16 protein-coding genes are annotated in these 15796 nt (G+C 36.9%); 7 read left to right on the top strand and 9 right to left on the bottom strand.

What is annotated here, in order from left to right:
- Window positions 1-29: 29 nt before the first annotated feature.
- Window positions 30-530 (bottom strand): dual specificity protein phosphatase family protein, encoded by a 501-nt coding sequence (locus tag H1P_RS01995; RefSeq protein ID WP_144863623.1) that lies wholly within the window; start codon window positions 528-530, stop codon window positions 30-32.
- Between the two features lie 636 nt (window positions 531-1166).
- Between H1P_RS01995 and H1P_RS01990 the strand changes: the two genes are divergently transcribed.
- Window positions 1167-1862, top strand: coding sequence for a cistern family PEP-CTERM protein (locus tag H1P_RS01990; protein ID WP_144863621.1), 696 nt, complete (start codon window positions 1167-1169; stop codon window positions 1860-1862).
- Between the two features lie 348 nt (window positions 1863-2210).
- Here the strand turns inward: H1P_RS01990 and H1P_RS01985 are convergent, their stop codons facing one another.
- Together H1P_RS01985 and map are read right to left on the bottom strand one after the other, a co-directional pair.
- Window positions 2211-3236, bottom strand: a complete 1026-nt coding sequence (locus H1P_RS01985) for a PstS family phosphate ABC transporter substrate-binding protein (protein ID WP_144863619.1) — start codon at window positions 3234-3236, stop codon at window positions 2211-2213.
- A gap of 220 nt (window positions 3237-3456) precedes the next feature.
- Window positions 3457-4317, bottom strand: a complete 861-nt coding sequence (gene map, locus H1P_RS01980; protein ID WP_144863617.1) for a type I methionyl aminopeptidase — start codon at window positions 4315-4317, stop codon at window positions 3457-3459.
- A gap of 485 nt (window positions 4318-4802) precedes the next feature.
- On the opposite strand from map, the gene H1P_RS01975 reads away from it, so the two are divergent.
- The 3 genes from H1P_RS01975 to H1P_RS01965 all read left to right on the top strand — a co-directional run bounded on the left by H1P_RS01975 (window position 4803) and on the right by H1P_RS01965 (window position 8283).
- Window positions 4803-5342: a GIY-YIG nuclease family protein gene (locus H1P_RS01975; RefSeq protein WP_144863615.1), complete on the top strand. Its 540-nt coding sequence runs from the start codon at window positions 4803-4805 to the stop codon at window positions 5340-5342.
- Between the two features lie 92 nt (window positions 5343-5434).
- The gene (locus tag H1P_RS01970) at window positions 5435-7177 is read left to right on the top strand and encodes a serine/threonine-protein kinase (protein WP_246141429.1); all 1743 of its coding nucleotides are present in this window, start codon (window positions 5435-5437) and stop codon (window positions 7175-7177) included.
- 464 nt (window positions 7178-7641) lie between these two features.
- Window positions 7642-8283 (top strand): PFE-CTERM domain-containing protein, encoded by a 642-nt coding sequence (locus H1P_RS01965; RefSeq protein ID WP_144863613.1) that lies wholly within the window; start codon window positions 7642-7644, stop codon window positions 8281-8283.
- 269 nt (window positions 8284-8552) lie between these two features.
- Here the strand turns inward: H1P_RS01965 and H1P_RS01960 are convergent, their stop codons facing one another.
- Both H1P_RS01960 and H1P_RS01955 read right to left on the bottom strand, forming a co-directional pair.
- A complete protein-coding gene (locus H1P_RS01960) occupies window positions 8553-8801 on the bottom strand; it encodes a hypothetical protein (protein ID WP_144863611.1) in 249 nt (82 codons plus the stop codon).
- 26 nt (window positions 8802-8827) lie between these two features.
- A complete protein-coding gene (locus H1P_RS01955) occupies window positions 8828-9055 on the bottom strand; it encodes a hypothetical protein (RefSeq protein WP_144863609.1) in 228 nt (75 codons plus the stop codon).
- Window positions 9056-9344: 289 nt separating this feature from the next.
- Here H1P_RS01955 and H1P_RS01950 point away from each other — a divergent pair, with 289 nt between their 5' ends.
- Window positions 9345-10649 (top strand): matrixin family metalloprotease, encoded by a 1305-nt coding sequence (locus H1P_RS01950; RefSeq protein ID WP_144863607.1) that lies wholly within the window; start codon window positions 9345-9347, stop codon window positions 10647-10649.
- Between the two features lie 187 nt (window positions 10650-10836).
- Here H1P_RS01950 and mtnA read toward each other — a convergent pair whose 3' ends face one another.
- Entirely contained in the window at window positions 10837-11898 is a 1062-nt protein-coding gene (gene mtnA / locus H1P_RS01945; RefSeq protein ID WP_144863605.1) for an S-methyl-5-thioribose-1-phosphate isomerase, read from the bottom strand.
- A gap of 161 nt (window positions 11899-12059) precedes the next feature.
- Here mtnA and H1P_RS01940 point away from each other — a divergent pair, with 161 nt between their 5' ends.
- On the top strand, window positions 12060-12722 hold the full coding sequence (locus H1P_RS01940) for a HEAT repeat domain-containing protein (protein WP_144863603.1): 663 nt from the start codon (window positions 12060-12062) through the stop codon (window positions 12720-12722).
- Between the two features lie 93 nt (window positions 12723-12815).
- Here H1P_RS01940 and H1P_RS01935 read toward each other — a convergent pair whose 3' ends face one another.
- From H1P_RS01935 to H1P_RS01925, 3 genes are all read right to left on the bottom strand, one after another.
- Window positions 12816-13034: a hypothetical protein gene (locus tag H1P_RS01935; RefSeq protein WP_144863601.1), complete on the bottom strand. Its 219-nt coding sequence runs from the start codon at window positions 13032-13034 to the stop codon at window positions 12816-12818.
- 109 nt (window positions 13035-13143) lie between these two features.
- Window positions 13144-13434: an RNA recognition motif domain-containing protein gene (locus H1P_RS01930; protein WP_144863599.1), complete on the bottom strand. Its 291-nt coding sequence runs from the start codon at window positions 13432-13434 to the stop codon at window positions 13144-13146.
- Between the two features lie 234 nt (window positions 13435-13668).
- Window positions 13669-15195 carry a helicase C-terminal domain-containing protein gene (locus tag H1P_RS01925; protein ID WP_246141428.1) on the bottom strand — a complete coding sequence of 509 codons (1527 nt, stop codon included), beginning with the start codon at window positions 15193-15195 and terminating at the stop codon, window positions 13669-13671.
- Window positions 15196-15485: 290 nt separating this feature from the next.
- On the opposite strand from H1P_RS01925, the gene H1P_RS01920 reads away from it, so the two are divergent.
- Window positions 15486-15782, top strand: a complete 297-nt coding sequence (locus tag H1P_RS01920) for a CU044_2847 family protein (protein WP_144863596.1) — start codon at window positions 15486-15488, stop codon at window positions 15780-15782.
- Window positions 15783-15796 lie beyond the last annotated feature (14 nt).

The raw sequence follows: 15796 nt of genomic DNA, 5'->3' as shown, positions 1-15796 counted from the left end.
AGTCTGGTATTTGCTAAGGTAATCAGGAATTAAAAGTGAAAATAAAAAGTTTCTGACACAGAATGATATAGTTCCCCCTGCATATTTAGCATATTATCCGTCAAACGAATTATTTCAAGATTAGGAACAGCTTGTGGTCTTTGATGAGAAACTCTAGCAACTGCATCTTTAGGGTTTTCGTACAGACTAGTATAAATAGCGACCGCCACAGCACTTGAGCGACTAATACCTGAATGACAATGTATTAAAAGGCAAGAATCATCTCCAAATCTCTCAACAAAGCTATGGGCAAAATCAAGCGCACCAGATATTAATTTTGGTGTTGCCATTTTTAATCCTACTTGATGCTGTTTAGCAAGAACGTCCTCAAGTTCAAACCTTAAAACGCTGTAACGATCTTTGTTTTCCTTTGAGGTTATGGATTGAGGTGCGCCAACCGTATCACCAGGATTCATAATAGAAATTACACCATCGACTTCATTGATTATATCGTTGACTTCATCGACTCCACAAACCAAAATATCTAGCATTGGTCACAACTCCTTGTAAATTATTAAGCTGACCAACATCGAGTTCGCCAGAATGTTTCAAGCTCTATATTAGAGATTAAGAGTCAGAATTATGCAAGTTAAATGTGGATCGGCTTACAATTATTTATTAACATCTTTGTAGTTCAAAAGAAAACTAATACAAAATCATACATAGTATAACTGTCAATATTACCAAGTTCTTCAACGTAAATCTTTAATCTTTATGTATTTTTTCTATGTAATCTATTTTACTTAATTGTACCTAGACAAGAAACAACTTACTTTTTCTATTTTCAACTCTGCTTAATTCTCAAACGAGAAGTATTGGAATTAAACTTGATTGCAAATTCATAAGAAACGGTATTACTTTGTAGTTTCTTAGTTTTTATATTAGTTGTTTTACATAAATAATATAAAGCCAAGATATTTGTCTGTAAAGTTTATTGAATAGCATACATTTTCATGAAATTACAACTAAATTAGGCATTTCCCCTGGATAATATTTATCTTTCTCTGTAGCATCGTATAAAAGATTTCAGTTTAATTACTAATAATCAAATTTCATTTAACCTTACTAATTATGTAGATAAATATTTATTCCGAAACACAAATTTAATTTAGATAGTAGTTTCCATAATGAAAAAAAAATTGAGTAACCTAATTAAGACAGTTTTATTAGCCTTTAGCTTTACTGTTGCATCTTCTGAATTATCTGTATCTGCCATTACTTTAACGGCTTCTGATGTCGATAAAACTTTTGATGTAGACTGGCGTTTAACAGCAGGAGAAGAAGATAACGATGGTGGAACGATAGCTCCTATTGATTTGTCGGCAGAAGCTAATTTTACTCTGACAAACTTTGAGAACGATCGCATTACATTAGAAGTAGCATTGAATAACACCACAATACTTAGTAGTGGAGTAACTGAAGCAGGAATTACTAACTTTGGCTTTAGTGTGAGTTCTAATGCAACCAATGTTAACTTTATCGACAATCCAGATAATGGCTTTACTGAGGCGATAATTAACGGAAATGGACAACAAAATTTTCCTGGTGGCTTTAAGCAAATTGATGTCTGTGTTTTTACGAATGGCTGTAGTGGTGGCTCTCAAGGAGATGCTCTAGCAGCAGGAAATTCTGATGATTTCTTCTTAGAACTCTTTGGAGATTTTTCGAGCGGTGCTACCTTGTCTTCATTTCCCGTTAAGTTTCAAACAACTCAAGGCAGTTTTAGCTTTGAAAATCAAGAAATTCCCGAACCTGGAATGATAATTGCTTTGGGTTTATTTACTATTGGCTCTCTAGTAATAACCCGTCATAAAAAATTTTAATCTACAGAAAAATTACAACCCAGGAGTAAGATACTGTTATCGCCAATATTAGTCTGTTAACTTTTAATTGATGGGTTAAGGATGACGGGATAATAGAGAAAGATTTAATTATTGAGTTTATCCATCATCCTAAATCCTATTCGGATACACCATTTAAAAGTTCTGAAAAGACTTTATGAGCAGAAGGTTTTAAGCCAATATTACGCTCTAATTTTAAAGTAGGTTTTGTAAATTGGATTTAGGATCATTTTTCGATTGACACAACAATAGAGAATCAATAAAAAAATAGAGACAGCTTTGATTGCTGTCTTTTTCTTGAATAGCAAATTATTTATTCCATGTTTAATTTTAGAAATTAGCTTGTTTGGTTAATAACTCTGAGATAGTTAAATCAAAGTCAGATTTACCACCAAAAACTGTGCCGACTTTTCCTCTTTCAAAATGGATTTTGGTTAGCTGATAACCTTCTTCTGGAAGGGGTACATATCCTACTTCTTGGACAATATTGGGTGCTTGTTCTAAATAGTATTCGATTAATGCTTGTAACTCTGGATTTTTTTGTGCTGCACTAGAATTAATATAGATAAATAAGGGACGGGATAGAGGTTGATATTCTCCCGCTTCTACTGTTTCACGGGAAGGAAATACTGCACCATCTCCACTATCAACAGCGATCGCTTTTATTTGTTCTTTTTGGGTTTCATAGTAAGCTAAACCAAAGTATCCTATTGCATTTGGGTCTTGTTTAACACCCTCTACTAAAGTATTGTCATCTTCACTATCTAAGTAGTCAGTACGACTTGCGCCAGATTCTCCCACAATGGCTTCGGTAAAATAGTCAAAAGTTCCCGAATCAGGATCGGGAGCATATAAGTTAAGAGGGCGATCTGGTAGGCTGGGGTTAATTTGATTCCAACGAGTAATCGTTTGTTCTGCTTCTGGCGACCAAACTTTTCTTAGCTCTTCAGTGGTGATACTATCTAACCAGTCGTTATCTTTATTGACTACTACTGTCAGGGCATCAAAGGCAATAGGAAGCTCTATATAAGCTACTCCTGCTTCTTTACAAGCATCCATTTCACTAACAGATATGGGGCGAGAAGCATTGCTAATATCGGTTTCTCCACTACAAAATTTTTGGAATCCTCCTCCTGTACCCGACACGTTGAGATTGATATCTGAGCCTTGTGTTTTTTGGGCTTTAAAACTGTCGGTTACTGTCTTGGTGATGGGATAAACTGTACTCGATCCATCAATATTGATTGCAGGATTTTGAATAGAGTTTACATTACCAGAACAAGAAATTAAAGTATTTGCGATCGCTAAAGTTACAAAAAGATTACGCTTTTTAATTAACTGGTGTTTTTTTTTCATAACTAACCCCCATTCATAAGGAGTAAGGATTGAAGATGGAGGAAGGAGGATTTTTCTGATTCAGAAACACCCTAAGTTATCAACAAATCCTGGTTCCTTTTCCTTCACTTGACAGTATTCATTATTCCAAAAAAACCGATCCCTGCGGTTAAGAATAGGTTAATAATCAGTTATCAGTAACCAGTAATTCAGTATTTAGTTAACAACAAACAATTAGCAACTAACTACTAACTAAAGAACGATCTGTTAAGATTTCATAGCCGTTTTTAGTGACTAATACTGTATGTTCAAATTGTGCAGAAAGATTATTATCCACAGTTACCACAGTCCAGCGATCTCGTAGCGTTTTAGTCTTTTTAGAACCTGCGTTTATAATCGGTTCAATTGCTAAAGTCATTCCTGCTTTTAGTCTAACATTATGCATTTTATTAGTGCGAAAATTAAACACAGAAGGGGGTTCATGAAGGTTTTTACCTACTCCGTGTCCTGTATATTCTTCCACAACACTATAACCATTTCCTTTGGCATGATCTTCAATTGCTCCTGCAACATCTAATAAGAAGTTTCCTGCTTTGACTTGTTCTATTCCTTTATACAAACATTCTTCGGCAACTTTAACAAGTTTAGCTGCATCTTTGCCTACTTTACCCACAGCAATTGTAATACAAGAATCACCATGAAAACCTTGATAATATGCTCCTGTATCTACTTTTAAAATGTCTCCTGGACGGATAACTTTCTTTTTATTAGGTATCCCGTGAACTACCTCATGATTAATAGATGAACAAATCGAAGCAGGAAAACCATAATAACCTTTAAAACTGGGTGTAGCACCCATTTCTCTAATTCTTTGTTCTGCATAAGCATCCAAATCTGCGGTAGTTATTCCTGGCTTTACCAGAGATGTAATTTCTTTTAATACGGTTGCTACAATTAGAGAAGATGCCCGCATTTTCTCAATTTCTGGTGCTGATTTAATATGAATTCCTCTGACACTTTTTTTCATGGGAGGTAAAGCATCAGTTGTATTATTGCTGGAGGATTTAGTCTTAGGAAATAGTAGATTAGTTAAAAAATTCATTCTATATACAATGATTGTGTCAAATAGCACTCTTAAATTAGTGTAATAGATTTAGTGAACCTCATTTATTAACTAGGGTCGGCACGAAAAAGTGTTTTGGTTTGAAGCTCGGAGTCACGCCCGTCAGGAGAAATAGTAGCAATCATTTCAAAAATTGGAAAATGCATCTATTTTTCAGGTGAAAACGCTCATTATCTGACACTTTATTTAGTTAAAATAGAGGTTTAAACCTTGATATATATAGGTTTTAGATTTATTCAGCAATCCCTAAACAACTACCAACCATCAATAATGTTTAATTGATAAAGTGGAGCTACTTCTATAGCAGTACTTTAATGGGTTAGGACATTTTAATAGGGAATAGGAAACAGAAAATAGCTTAACTTCTACTGGTATTGCCATAACTTTTAGGAAATAATCAGAAATAAACCAGCAAATCCTTGGTAGCATCGCAACAGAAAACTTGATGCTAAGGATAATCAATCATGACTGCTCAAACAGAATTATCAACTCTTGCTAATTTAGAATTTTTGCCCTATTTGCTGGAAAATGGCGCAATCAATGAAGATTTACACAAAAAAATTGGGGTCTATGCAATTTTTAATCAAAACCAAGAATTACAATTTGTTGGTTACTCGCGGGACATTTATCTCAGCCTTAAACAACATTTAGTACGTCAACCCCAAAGCTGCTATTGGGTGAAGCTACAAACCATCAATCGCCCTAGTCGTGCGTTGCTAGAAGAGACTTGCCAAGCTTGGATTACAGAAAATGGCGTGACACCTGTGGGTAATGGCGAAGCGAAAGCTATTTGGAGTCAACCCATAGATGCCAAACCTGCTATGACAGCAGAAGAAAAGGCACAATACGAAGCCAGTGAAGATTTGCAAAAGACTAAGATATTAAAGAAGATTGCTCGCAGAGTGCAAGCAGAAATAGAGGAACAATTACAACAACGTCATGTCAATATGGATATCCGTTTTAACCCTAAACTAAAAGAACAAGGTTTACTGGATTTAAAGTAAATATTTTTAACAAAACTATGTGTCGATCTGATTAGGCTACGGCAGATTGTGACTCGTAAGTTGTACCCTAATAATTAGTATATCGATTTCTTATGACTGAAATGATGAATGCTGCCCTAATTAATAATCGCTATCGCATTCTAGAAACTTTAGGTAGAGGGGGTTTCGGAGAGACGTATCTGGTACAAGATATGCATATGCCTTCGCGTAGAAAGTGTGTCTTGAAACAATTAAAACCCATCGTACAACAACCCTCAATCCCTTTATGGATGAAAGAACGATTTCAAAGGGAAGCAGCTATTCTAGAAAAGTTAGGTGCAGCCAGTCCTCAAATTCCAGAGCTTTATGCCTATTTTTCAGAGAACGGGCAGTTTTATCTCGTACAAGAGTGGATTGAAGGAGAGACTCTGGCGCAAAAGTGGCAACGACAAGGCAATTTAACCGCAGAAGAAGTTATCAGGATTCTCACTCAAATAATTCCTGTATTAGACTTTATCCACTCCCGAAAAATCGTGCATCGAGACATTAAGCCAGAAAATATTATTCTGCGGAGTGATAATTTTTCCCCTGTATTAATCGATTTTGGGGCGGTTAAAGAGGCAGTGGCAACGACAGTAAAACATAATAGTAATAGTGCTTATTCTGCTGCTATTGGCACTCCTGGTTATATGCCTTCGGAACAAGCTGCTGGTCGCCCATTGTACTCCAGCGATTTGTATAGCTTGGGATTAACAGCGATCTTTTTGCTCACAGGTAAAACGCCTCAAGAGTTAGAAATTGATTCCCAAACAGGAGAAATTATTTGGCAACAATACGCTCAAGATGTCGATCCTCAATTAGTAGAGATTTTAAACCAAACAATTCGTTTTCATCCCCGCGATCGTTTTTCTCAAGCTAGAGAGATGTTAATCGCTTTACAGCCCAACACTAATCATCATAAATCTGGTGTGGTTACTGGCGCAACAGTTAATGTATCTCCTGCTGTTTCTCCTCGTAGTCATAAAAATTTTGGGGGTACAGTAGTTTATAAAGAACCTCAATCTGGTAATCAGAAAAAAGGCAATTGGCTGAGCAAAGTTTTTCTCTTTTTCTTAGTCACAGGAGGGCTAACTGTAAGTTCTTTTGTTGCGGGGTTTTACGCTTTATCTAATTGGTGGCAATCTCGTAATCAGCCTTCTCCTCAAGTTCAAGTAGAACCTAACGTACCCGAACCTGTTTTATTCCCGCCTGAAACAGAAAACACAGAACAAGCAAAAAAAGAAACAGAAGAACCAATTAAAGTAGGAGATTTAGAAAAGCCGAAGAAAGAAGAACCAGAAGCAACTGAAGAACTAGAAGTAACTGAAGAAACAAATACACCAGAAGAAACTGACCCTACTCCAGAGGTAGTAGTTCAGCCAAAACTTAAACCAAAAAACAAACCTCAACCACAAGCTGACGTGCCAATTGTAACTACTGGAACATCAGAAAATCAGCTTGTAAGTACTTTAGGAAAGCCCTCTTCTCGAAGAAACGAACCGCAAAGAAACAGCCAAGTTTTAACTTATAATAACGCAACTTCTAATAATATAAATCTTACATATCATTCCGATAGTAACGGTCGGATTAAACAAGCAAATGCTACTTTAAATCAAGACTTAACTTTGGGTGCAATGCAAGAGACATTGACTGAACTTTTAGGCGGAAATGCCTCAGCAGATGCTAGAAATAAGCTGCGTGATGTCTATAGTCGCCAAGCCAGTCTTCAGTCTTTTAGAGTTGGTGAATTACAAGGCAGAATTCAACGAGACTCTAAAGATCGAGTTAATATTTCTGTTTGGGAATTAGGCTATTAAAAAAAGATAGATAAAAAGCGATCGCTTTTATGGTAGGATAGCAAAAAATAATTACTGATACTTTTATTGAACAAGAACTGAGTAGAAAGTAATCAAAGGGCGATCGCTTTTCGGGTATTCTAGTAGGATGTTCAAAAATAATACTTATTGATAGTTCGATCTGATTTCGCTATAGAAAATACAAAAAAAGAATAAGTTATTCATAGCATCACAACCATCTTATTTTAATGTCTAGTCTTCTTAAGAAGACTTTTTTTATGAGCCAGGAAATTAATTTCCTGGCGGTGACTGATATCAATACAAGATTTGAATAAAATCTGTGTTTACTTAAGTGATTTCTCATAAATTTCCCTTCATCTCAGTAATACTACTAACAGCGCAAACCCTGATGACAGTAGGGGGGGGGTAGGAGGTTAGAACAAATATGTAAATTAATTTACTTAGTTAAAACAAAGGGTAAAATAATGAAGAATTTGCAATCTCTAGTCAAAGTTGCTGCTGTATTTGGTGTCGCTACTGCTACGACTTTTTCTGTTACTCAACCAGCAAAAGCGATATTGGTAAATACTTTTGAATTTACTGATGAAGATGGTCTAGGTACGGGAAGAGTTCCAGGGGAAAAAGTGACAGGTACAATTACTTTTGATAGCCTTAACCCTGGTGATAGTGCAACAGGTGTAGCTGCGGATAGTGTAATAGTAACGGAGATTCCAGACTGGTTGGACAGCTTGGTTACTATTAATGAGGGAGATGAGTTTGTTACCAGTCCTTTTGTTGATAATGCTCAGTATGTGAATAACTTCAATATTGCAAGTGGAACAATAGTTGATGCGGAATTTAGGGCTTGGACTTCAACCTCATCAGCAGATCCTTTATTACAAGTATGCAATACAAGTGTATCAATATGTGGGTTCGATTTTCTCGGTGAGACATCTCCATCTCAATTTGCAAGAGACGAAGATTTTAGCTCATTAACCTTTTCAGTATCTTCATCATCAGTTCCTTTTGAATTTTCTCCCTCTTTAGGATTGCTTTTAATGGGTGGTGTATTTGGTATGGCTCGCTATGCAAAAAGCCGTAAAGCAATTAAGTTAATTGATAGTTAATTATGTAAGATTCGATCCCCCCTAGCCCCCCTTGCAAAAGGGGGAATAGATAATAGTTTTCGTCAACGAATTTTAGTTAACAAAATGATATGAGCTTTCATTAATTTAAAATCTAAATGTTCATTACTAAAGTAAAAAAGTCCCCCTTAATAAGGGGGATTTAGGGGGATTAAACATTCTCTAAATCTAAACTATCTAACTCTGCCAATAACAAGGCTTCTACTTCATTTTCTGAAAGAACTTCAAGATCATTCGTTTCAGATTTATTTTCAATACTTAGATGAATTTTGCTTTTTATTCTCTACAAATAAAATAGAAAGTAAATAATTAGTAATTTCTTTTATATTAGGATAATTATAGGTAACGCTTGCTGATAGTTTGACATCATAATTACACTGACAAACATTAAGCAACTTACTATTGCGATCATAACTTAAATCTATTCCTTTAGGAATAGGTACAAATTCCCCTAGCAGACAAGCCCAAAAACAACCCAATAAATAACGAGGCTGCGACAACTGCAAAATTACCCGATCTTGCGGTTTTAACCCCTGTTGTCGTAAACCAGCAAAATCGTCTCAGCTTCCGCTAATAACTGATTATAAGACTGAAAATCTGTTACTTTATGCTCATTTTGGTAAACAATCCCCCTATATTGAGATGCGGATTGCCGAAGAATCTGTGACCAACTGTTTTTGAATAAAGTATCAGACGGGATAGTCTCACCGAGACTAATTGAAAACTTTAGTTGCTGTTGCTGATAATTCTCCATCAATTAAGGGTCTTTCCCTCACAGCCAATATACTAGAGTAGATTTCAGAATAGCAAATTATGCTGAAAACTCTTACCCTCAATATTTTGTAGTTGAAAAATGATTATTCCAATGTTGATAAATAACTAATAGTGTAAAGCTTACTTATCTACTTTGATACACAATTTATAATTAGATACAAAAAAATAGTAAAGATACGAAGAAATCGCCAAAAAATTCACAACTTTTTGACTTTTTTTTGTTATTTGTTTAAAGTAACGGTGAAGTATAGCAGTTACTTAAAGTATTGATGAATTTGAAAACTTCCCAAAGAACAATCAATCCTTTAGAAAAGCTTAATTCTAATAACCTATTATTAGAATTAGATAGATTTGGAGCATTAAACCTCCAAAATAAGGGTTTTGTTGATACTGAACAGTTGGATAGTAGCAATAGTGAATATTTTTTGTCTCAAAAAAATCACCATAATTTTTCAACTAATTCACTAAATTATTTGTCCGAAGAAACTAAAAATTACTTTTCCAAAGAAGATGAATATTTATCAAATGAAATCCAAGTAAGCGACTTTGAACACGCTGGTGTTTGTGGTTGTTTCTCTTGTTGTGGTAGTCAAAGTGATTTTCAAAACAATGCAACAGAAGATAACTCAACTTTTGAGAATGGAGCCTCTTTTAATGCTAGCAATAGTAAGTGGCCTCAACCAGGTGGATTAGGTAGTCCAGTTGAAATTACTTATAGCTACAGCAATCTTCTTAATGGCGATATTGATGGCATTAACCCTGATGATGTTGAAGTCGCTATGGAAGAAGCTTTCGATGTCTGGTCATCTGTTGCACCTCTAAACTTTACAGAAGTTGAAGATGGTTCAAACTCTCAAATTCGTATTGGTTCTGATTTTATAGATGGCAGAGGCAGTACTCTAGCATTTGCTTTTTTCCCAACCAATGGCGATATTACCTTTGATAATGGCGAAAATTGGAGCGAAAGCCTATTTTTAGAAACTGCCGTTCATGAAATTGGTCATAGCTTGGGTCTCGATCACGAAAGTGGCACAGATGCCATTATGAATCCCAGCATTCAAAACCGCTACAACGGTCTAGGCTCAGCATTTTTATTACAAGACGACATCGACGGTATTCGCAGTATTTATGGCAATGGAAATGGCTCTGTCGATCCTTTGGGCGATGCCTCAGAACCTACTCCAGAAGAACCTACTCCACCTAATTCTGACTTTACTGGCACTAGCGGTAACGATGTCTTAGTTGGCAACAATCAAGACAATTTTATTCAGGGTTTTGCTGGTAATGATGATATTAAAGGCGGTCGTGGTGCTGATACTATTAGAGGCGGTCGTGGTGCCGATACCTTTACCTTTGAATCTTTAGAGGATGGCGTTGATATCATCAAAGATTACTCTTTCTCCGAAGGAGACCGTATTCAAGTCTCTAACTCTGGATTTGGAACAGGCTCTGGAGAGCAGTTTAGTTACGATGCTTCTTCTGGTGATTTGTTCTTTGGCGATGAAAAGTTTGCTGTTCTAGAAAACAAACCTTCTTTCAATTCTGTAGCTTCTGGATTTGTTGCTACCACCTAACTAATTTTCTAGGGGTGTTTTTTTTGAATCCCCGATTCTAGTTTTAAGAGCCTTAATTTTATTTTCTGATCGCGGTCTACAATTAGTGGGACATTAAATCTCCCACTAAATTTTTTAGAAAATGCTTAAAGGCTTCTGGTCTTTGAGAAGCCCGCGCCTAATGCTTACAGTAGGCGATGGTAGTTCATCACTCTTTAATCCTGAGATTAGTGTGATAATCAAGCAAATTTTCTGGTTTGATTACGCCTTTTTCAGTAATAATTCCCGCGATTAGATTAGCTGGTGTGACATCAAAAGCAGGGTTGTAAAATTCTGCTCCCTGTAGTTGAAAGTTAGTGTTACCTAGATGATAAATTTCGGCAGTATCTCTTTCTTCGATCGGAATTTGCTGACCACTGGATAACTCAAAATCAATGGTAGAAAAAGGTGCTGCGACATAAAAAGGAACGTTATGAGCCTGAGCGACAATCGCTAAAGAGTAAGTCCCAATCTTGTTAGCGGTATCTCCATTAGCTGCAATGCGATCTGCACCAACAACTACCAAATCAATTTTATTTTGCTGCATACAATGAGCAGCCATACTATCAGTAATTACTGTCACAGGGATATTTTCTTGTACGCATTCCCAAGCAGTTAATTTTGCTCCTTGTAAACGAGGGCGTGTTTCATCTGCATACACTTTTTGTAAACGATTTTCTCGATGAGCAGAACGAATTACCCCCAAAGCCGTACCGTAGCCTGCGGTAGCTAAAGAGCCAGCATTACAGTGAGTCAGGATATTTACTTTTTCTGAAGTTTTGGGTAATACTGATAAACCATGATCGCCAATCGCCTGACAAGTTTCTAAATCTTCTTGTTGGATTGTTTGAGCAGTTTTTAAAAGAGTTGCTTTAATTTCTTCTACTGTACCTAAAGTCTCGTAAGCAGTTTTTAACATTCGGGAAATCGCCCAAAATAGATTAACTGCTGTAGGACGAGTTTCTCTCAACATTTGAGCTATTCGATCTAATTCTTGAAGTAATTTATGGCGATCGCTAGTTTTAATTTCTCTTGCACCAAGGTACATTCCGTAAGCTGCTGCAATACCAATAGCTGGCGCACCTCGTACAATCATAGTTCTAATGGCTTGTGCCATATCTTCACAACGGCTAATTTCCACTACGTTGTACCGTTGGGGTAAACGCGTTTGATCGATTAGCTTTACTTTATTATCGTGCCAAATTACAGGATAAATAGTTGCCGATGCCATAGGTACTTCTTGAATTTTGCTGACTAATATCTCAATAGTTTACGCTAGGTGGAGGACAAACGCATAGCGATCGCAAAATCTGAGAATTTCCAATCCCGTAAAAAACAATATAAAACAATATAATGGGTCAATAAAATTAGTTCGGCTATCGTACAATAGTAATGAATCAAGATCGCCTTCAACAAATTGAAACCAATCTACGTTCTAAGCGTATTGATGTGAGAAAAGCTACTTTAGATGAGCTGGCAACTATTGATTCAGAGTTAGCTGTGCCTATTTTAAAATTATTAGCTACAGAAAATGACTTTGGGCTTCGTTGTTTGGCAATGATGGGTTTTCGTAACCATCTGACAGACGATTCTTTTAGCTATCTCATGGATGTCTTAGAACAAGAGCAAGATTCCAGTGTGTTAGCAGAAGCAGCCAATTCAATTTTTGATTTTCGAGAAAAAGCGATCGCTCCTTTGCAGGATTTATTCGAGCGTTGCGACCATTGGTTAGTACGTCACACCGTAGTGGCTGTTTTGGTAGAAAGTGACGATCTCCAAGTTGTGTTTGATATTGCCAAAAAAGCCCTGGAAGATGAAGAGTCAATGACCAAAGAAGTGGGTATTTTAGCTCTGAGTAGATTTTTAGATACTCCACTAAAAGATGAAGTTTTTGCTATTTTTACCGAACTAGCGGTTGCAGAAAATTGGCGTACTCGTTGGCGAACAGCGATCGCTTTAACCCCATCCTCAGACCCCAGAGCTAAAAAACTTCTGGCTCAATTACGACAAGATGAAAATCATCAAGTAGTAGCAGCAGCCTTAGAACAACAATAAGTAGGGTACAAGGGTGTGGGGATGTCGGGAAAAAAGGCAACTATCAGAAATATACAAGTAAATGCAGCCTACCTACTGCTCTAAATTAGCACTTTATTCTGGGCTAGCTGTTTTGTTCGCAGCAGAAGTAGATTCAGATGATGTAGATTGAGTAGAGTTAGTTTCTGATGATTTTTCCTCGGTATTCTCATTCTTATAGTTAGACCATCTTCTACCTCTTTTAGAATAACGAGAAGTTTGTTTGCGGAATTTGCGAGCATTAATTCTATTTCTAGCAGCTTTCTCTTTTTTTGCGTTGCGACGTTTAGACATTAATTAGATCGATCTCCATTGAAACAAAAAAAACACCTCTGGGGAAATGTTCGTGGAATTAATCCGCATGATTCCCAGAAGCGTTATTAAATTTAAATAAGTTAAAGGCTTAAAAGCGATTGTTTCGACGACCACCACCACCAAAGGAACTTCGGTTTTCGCGAGGTCTGGCTTTGTTAACCTTAAGACTTCGATTCATCCATTCCGCTCCATCCAGAGCTTCAATAGCTTTATCCTCATCAGCTTCCGATTCCATCTCTACAAAAGCAAAACCACGGACACGCCCAGTTTCACGATCGGTAGGAATATGAACTCGCTTAACAGTTCCATATTCGGTAAAGACTTCATTTAAGTCTTCTTGGTTGACTTCGTAGGATAAATTGCCTACATAAATTGACATAAGATGGATTGTCTCCATGATAAATGTTGCGTTGAGAGAGACGATATGATTAGAATTCTTCTATAAAGAGCTAGACCAAAAAATTTGTAGTTAAACCCAACAATATTGAATGCAAATTCTATATATCTTTGTTCCCAGACCTTATGCTAGCATCTTTAATTGAGATACGGTTAAAAAATTTACCACAGAAATCTAGAATTTTTGTTAAGCAAACTCATAAACTAATTTAGGCTGTTAATTTAAAAACCAAGTGGGGTCGATGTAGTTAAAGCGAGCGCAGGGTTCTAAAACAGATAAAATGGTTTTACCATAACTACGGAAGTTTACTCTACTATCTAAAAGTGCCACAGTGCCTTGAGATTCCCTCAGAGGAATAAGTGCTTGTTGGATCGTCTTTAATGCTGTAGGTAAGAGATAGAGGCGAAACCAGTCTTGACGTTTATATTTATAGTGAGCCACCCTACTAGCCACTAGCGGATGTTCTAAAGATGGTAGCGGTAGAGTAGTCATAATTAGTAGTTGGGGTGTCACAATGCGATCTTGATGTTGTTTCCAAAATTGCCAACCACAGACTAAAATTCCATCTTTAGCTAATTCTGTATTGTCTACACGTACTTTTGTGCCGTATTTGGCTGCTAAAGCCGAAGCTACTTGTCCTCTGAGGGGGACATCTTCGACTAAGATAACGGCAGATTTTCGATTATTGTTGGTAAAACCCACTAGAGTATAAATTTTTGCCATTAAAGCTCGGCTATACTCTGGAGTATTGGCTAAAGGAAAGCGATCTGGCACAAATAAGCGAATAAAATCGTTTTGTTGATTGGGAGAAAATTTAACCGCTAAAATTTCAGGTAAACCCAATTTTTCTCGATAAGTAGGTGCTTTGGGTTCACGATCTAAAAAGCTACCAATCAATACTACAGGCTGCTGTGACCAAATAGATTTTAACGGGGTGGCTACTTCCCCAGGAGCTAAAAAAATCGTAAAAAGACCTTTAACGCGATCGCGAACAACCCAAAATAAGTTTTTGTGGCGGGATTTCAGGTTTGTTGTAGCTAAAGATTGCCATAACTGCTCAAATTTAGCTGTTAGATTACCTTCTATACTAATATCATTACAAAGCTCAATAATCAGCCTGATTTCTGTTTTCTCTAACCTGTAACATTCATAGCGATTGGGGGGATGCTCGAAGATTGATTTGGTCAGTTTTACTCTGACATTACGAATTAACTCGGCAAGCTCTTGGTTGTGGTGTAATAATTCATGCCAATCAGAGATTTCTACCCTATTAGTCAATTGTTGTCTCGTCCACTCTTCCAAATCATCAGCGCGATCGATAATCGTCGGTATGTTGTCGGGAAAGCTGTTTTTCTGGTATAAGCGATCGCTCAACCAAGTTTCAGGGGTAGTTAAGAGGATACGATCTTCGGGTTGCCATTGTGAACCTATTCTGACAGATTTATCAATTCCCAGCCAATTTTGTAGTAAGGGAATTTCTTGCTTTATTAGCTGTTGCTGGACTTCTTGGGGAGTAACAATAATAACAGACCAATCTCCCATTAAAGCTGGCATTAAATAACTAAGACAATAGCGATGGATACTACTTTCCGTTTGCATCAAAGCAGGATTACCCAACCGTAACGCTCTCGCTACTAAACGAGCCATCGTTAAATGGTGGGGCCATCCTCGATTTCCCTGTTGTCGGATAAAATCTCTTAGGGAAGTATGAACTTCTACTTCGATCGCATTTTTGCTAGTCAAGTTTACCAGAATTGATTTTATTGATTGCTTTCTTTTCAGGATAATCTCTAGAGAGCATTCAGTGAATGTCTGATTAATGTAGCAACATCGTCTTGTTGATGAGATTTTAGATTCGCAAAATAGGATTGAAATTTTGCGGATGTGGTGGCACTATGGTGAGTCAAGAGAGAAATGCGATCGCGCAGCGCCTCGGCTCTGCCGAGTCCGCAATTTTAAAATTTGTGTTCTGAATCGGGAAAGTTTCGATAAGATAAGTTAGATTCTACTAATTTTAATTTCTTAAATCAAATATGGAATCTCGCACTCGCACTATTCCTGTCAAAGTTGGTGACGATCTCACTGTACTTGTTCAAGCTAGAGATTTAGGCGGAGAACAAGATGTCTCTACTCTCTCTTTTCAAGGAGTAACTGACACCATCGAAGCTGTTACTCAAGCTCTGGCGACTAGCATCAATAAGGTTAAACCAGATAAAGCAACAGTGGAAATTGGCTTTGATATTGTGGTAAAGTCAGGCAAATTAACTACTTTAATTGTTGATGGTTCTAATAAAGCCAATCTGAAGCTTACTCTCCAGTGGGGTAAGTAATTTTAGTTATCTGA

The organism is Hyella patelloides LEGE 07179 (assembly GCF_900659865.1).
Taxonomy (GTDB): Bacteria; Cyanobacteriota; Cyanobacteriia; order Cyanobacteriales; family Xenococcaceae; genus Hyella; species Hyella patelloides.
The sequence above is the reverse complement of the archived record's forward strand: the minus strand, read 5'-3'. Positions and strand labels throughout refer to the sequence as shown.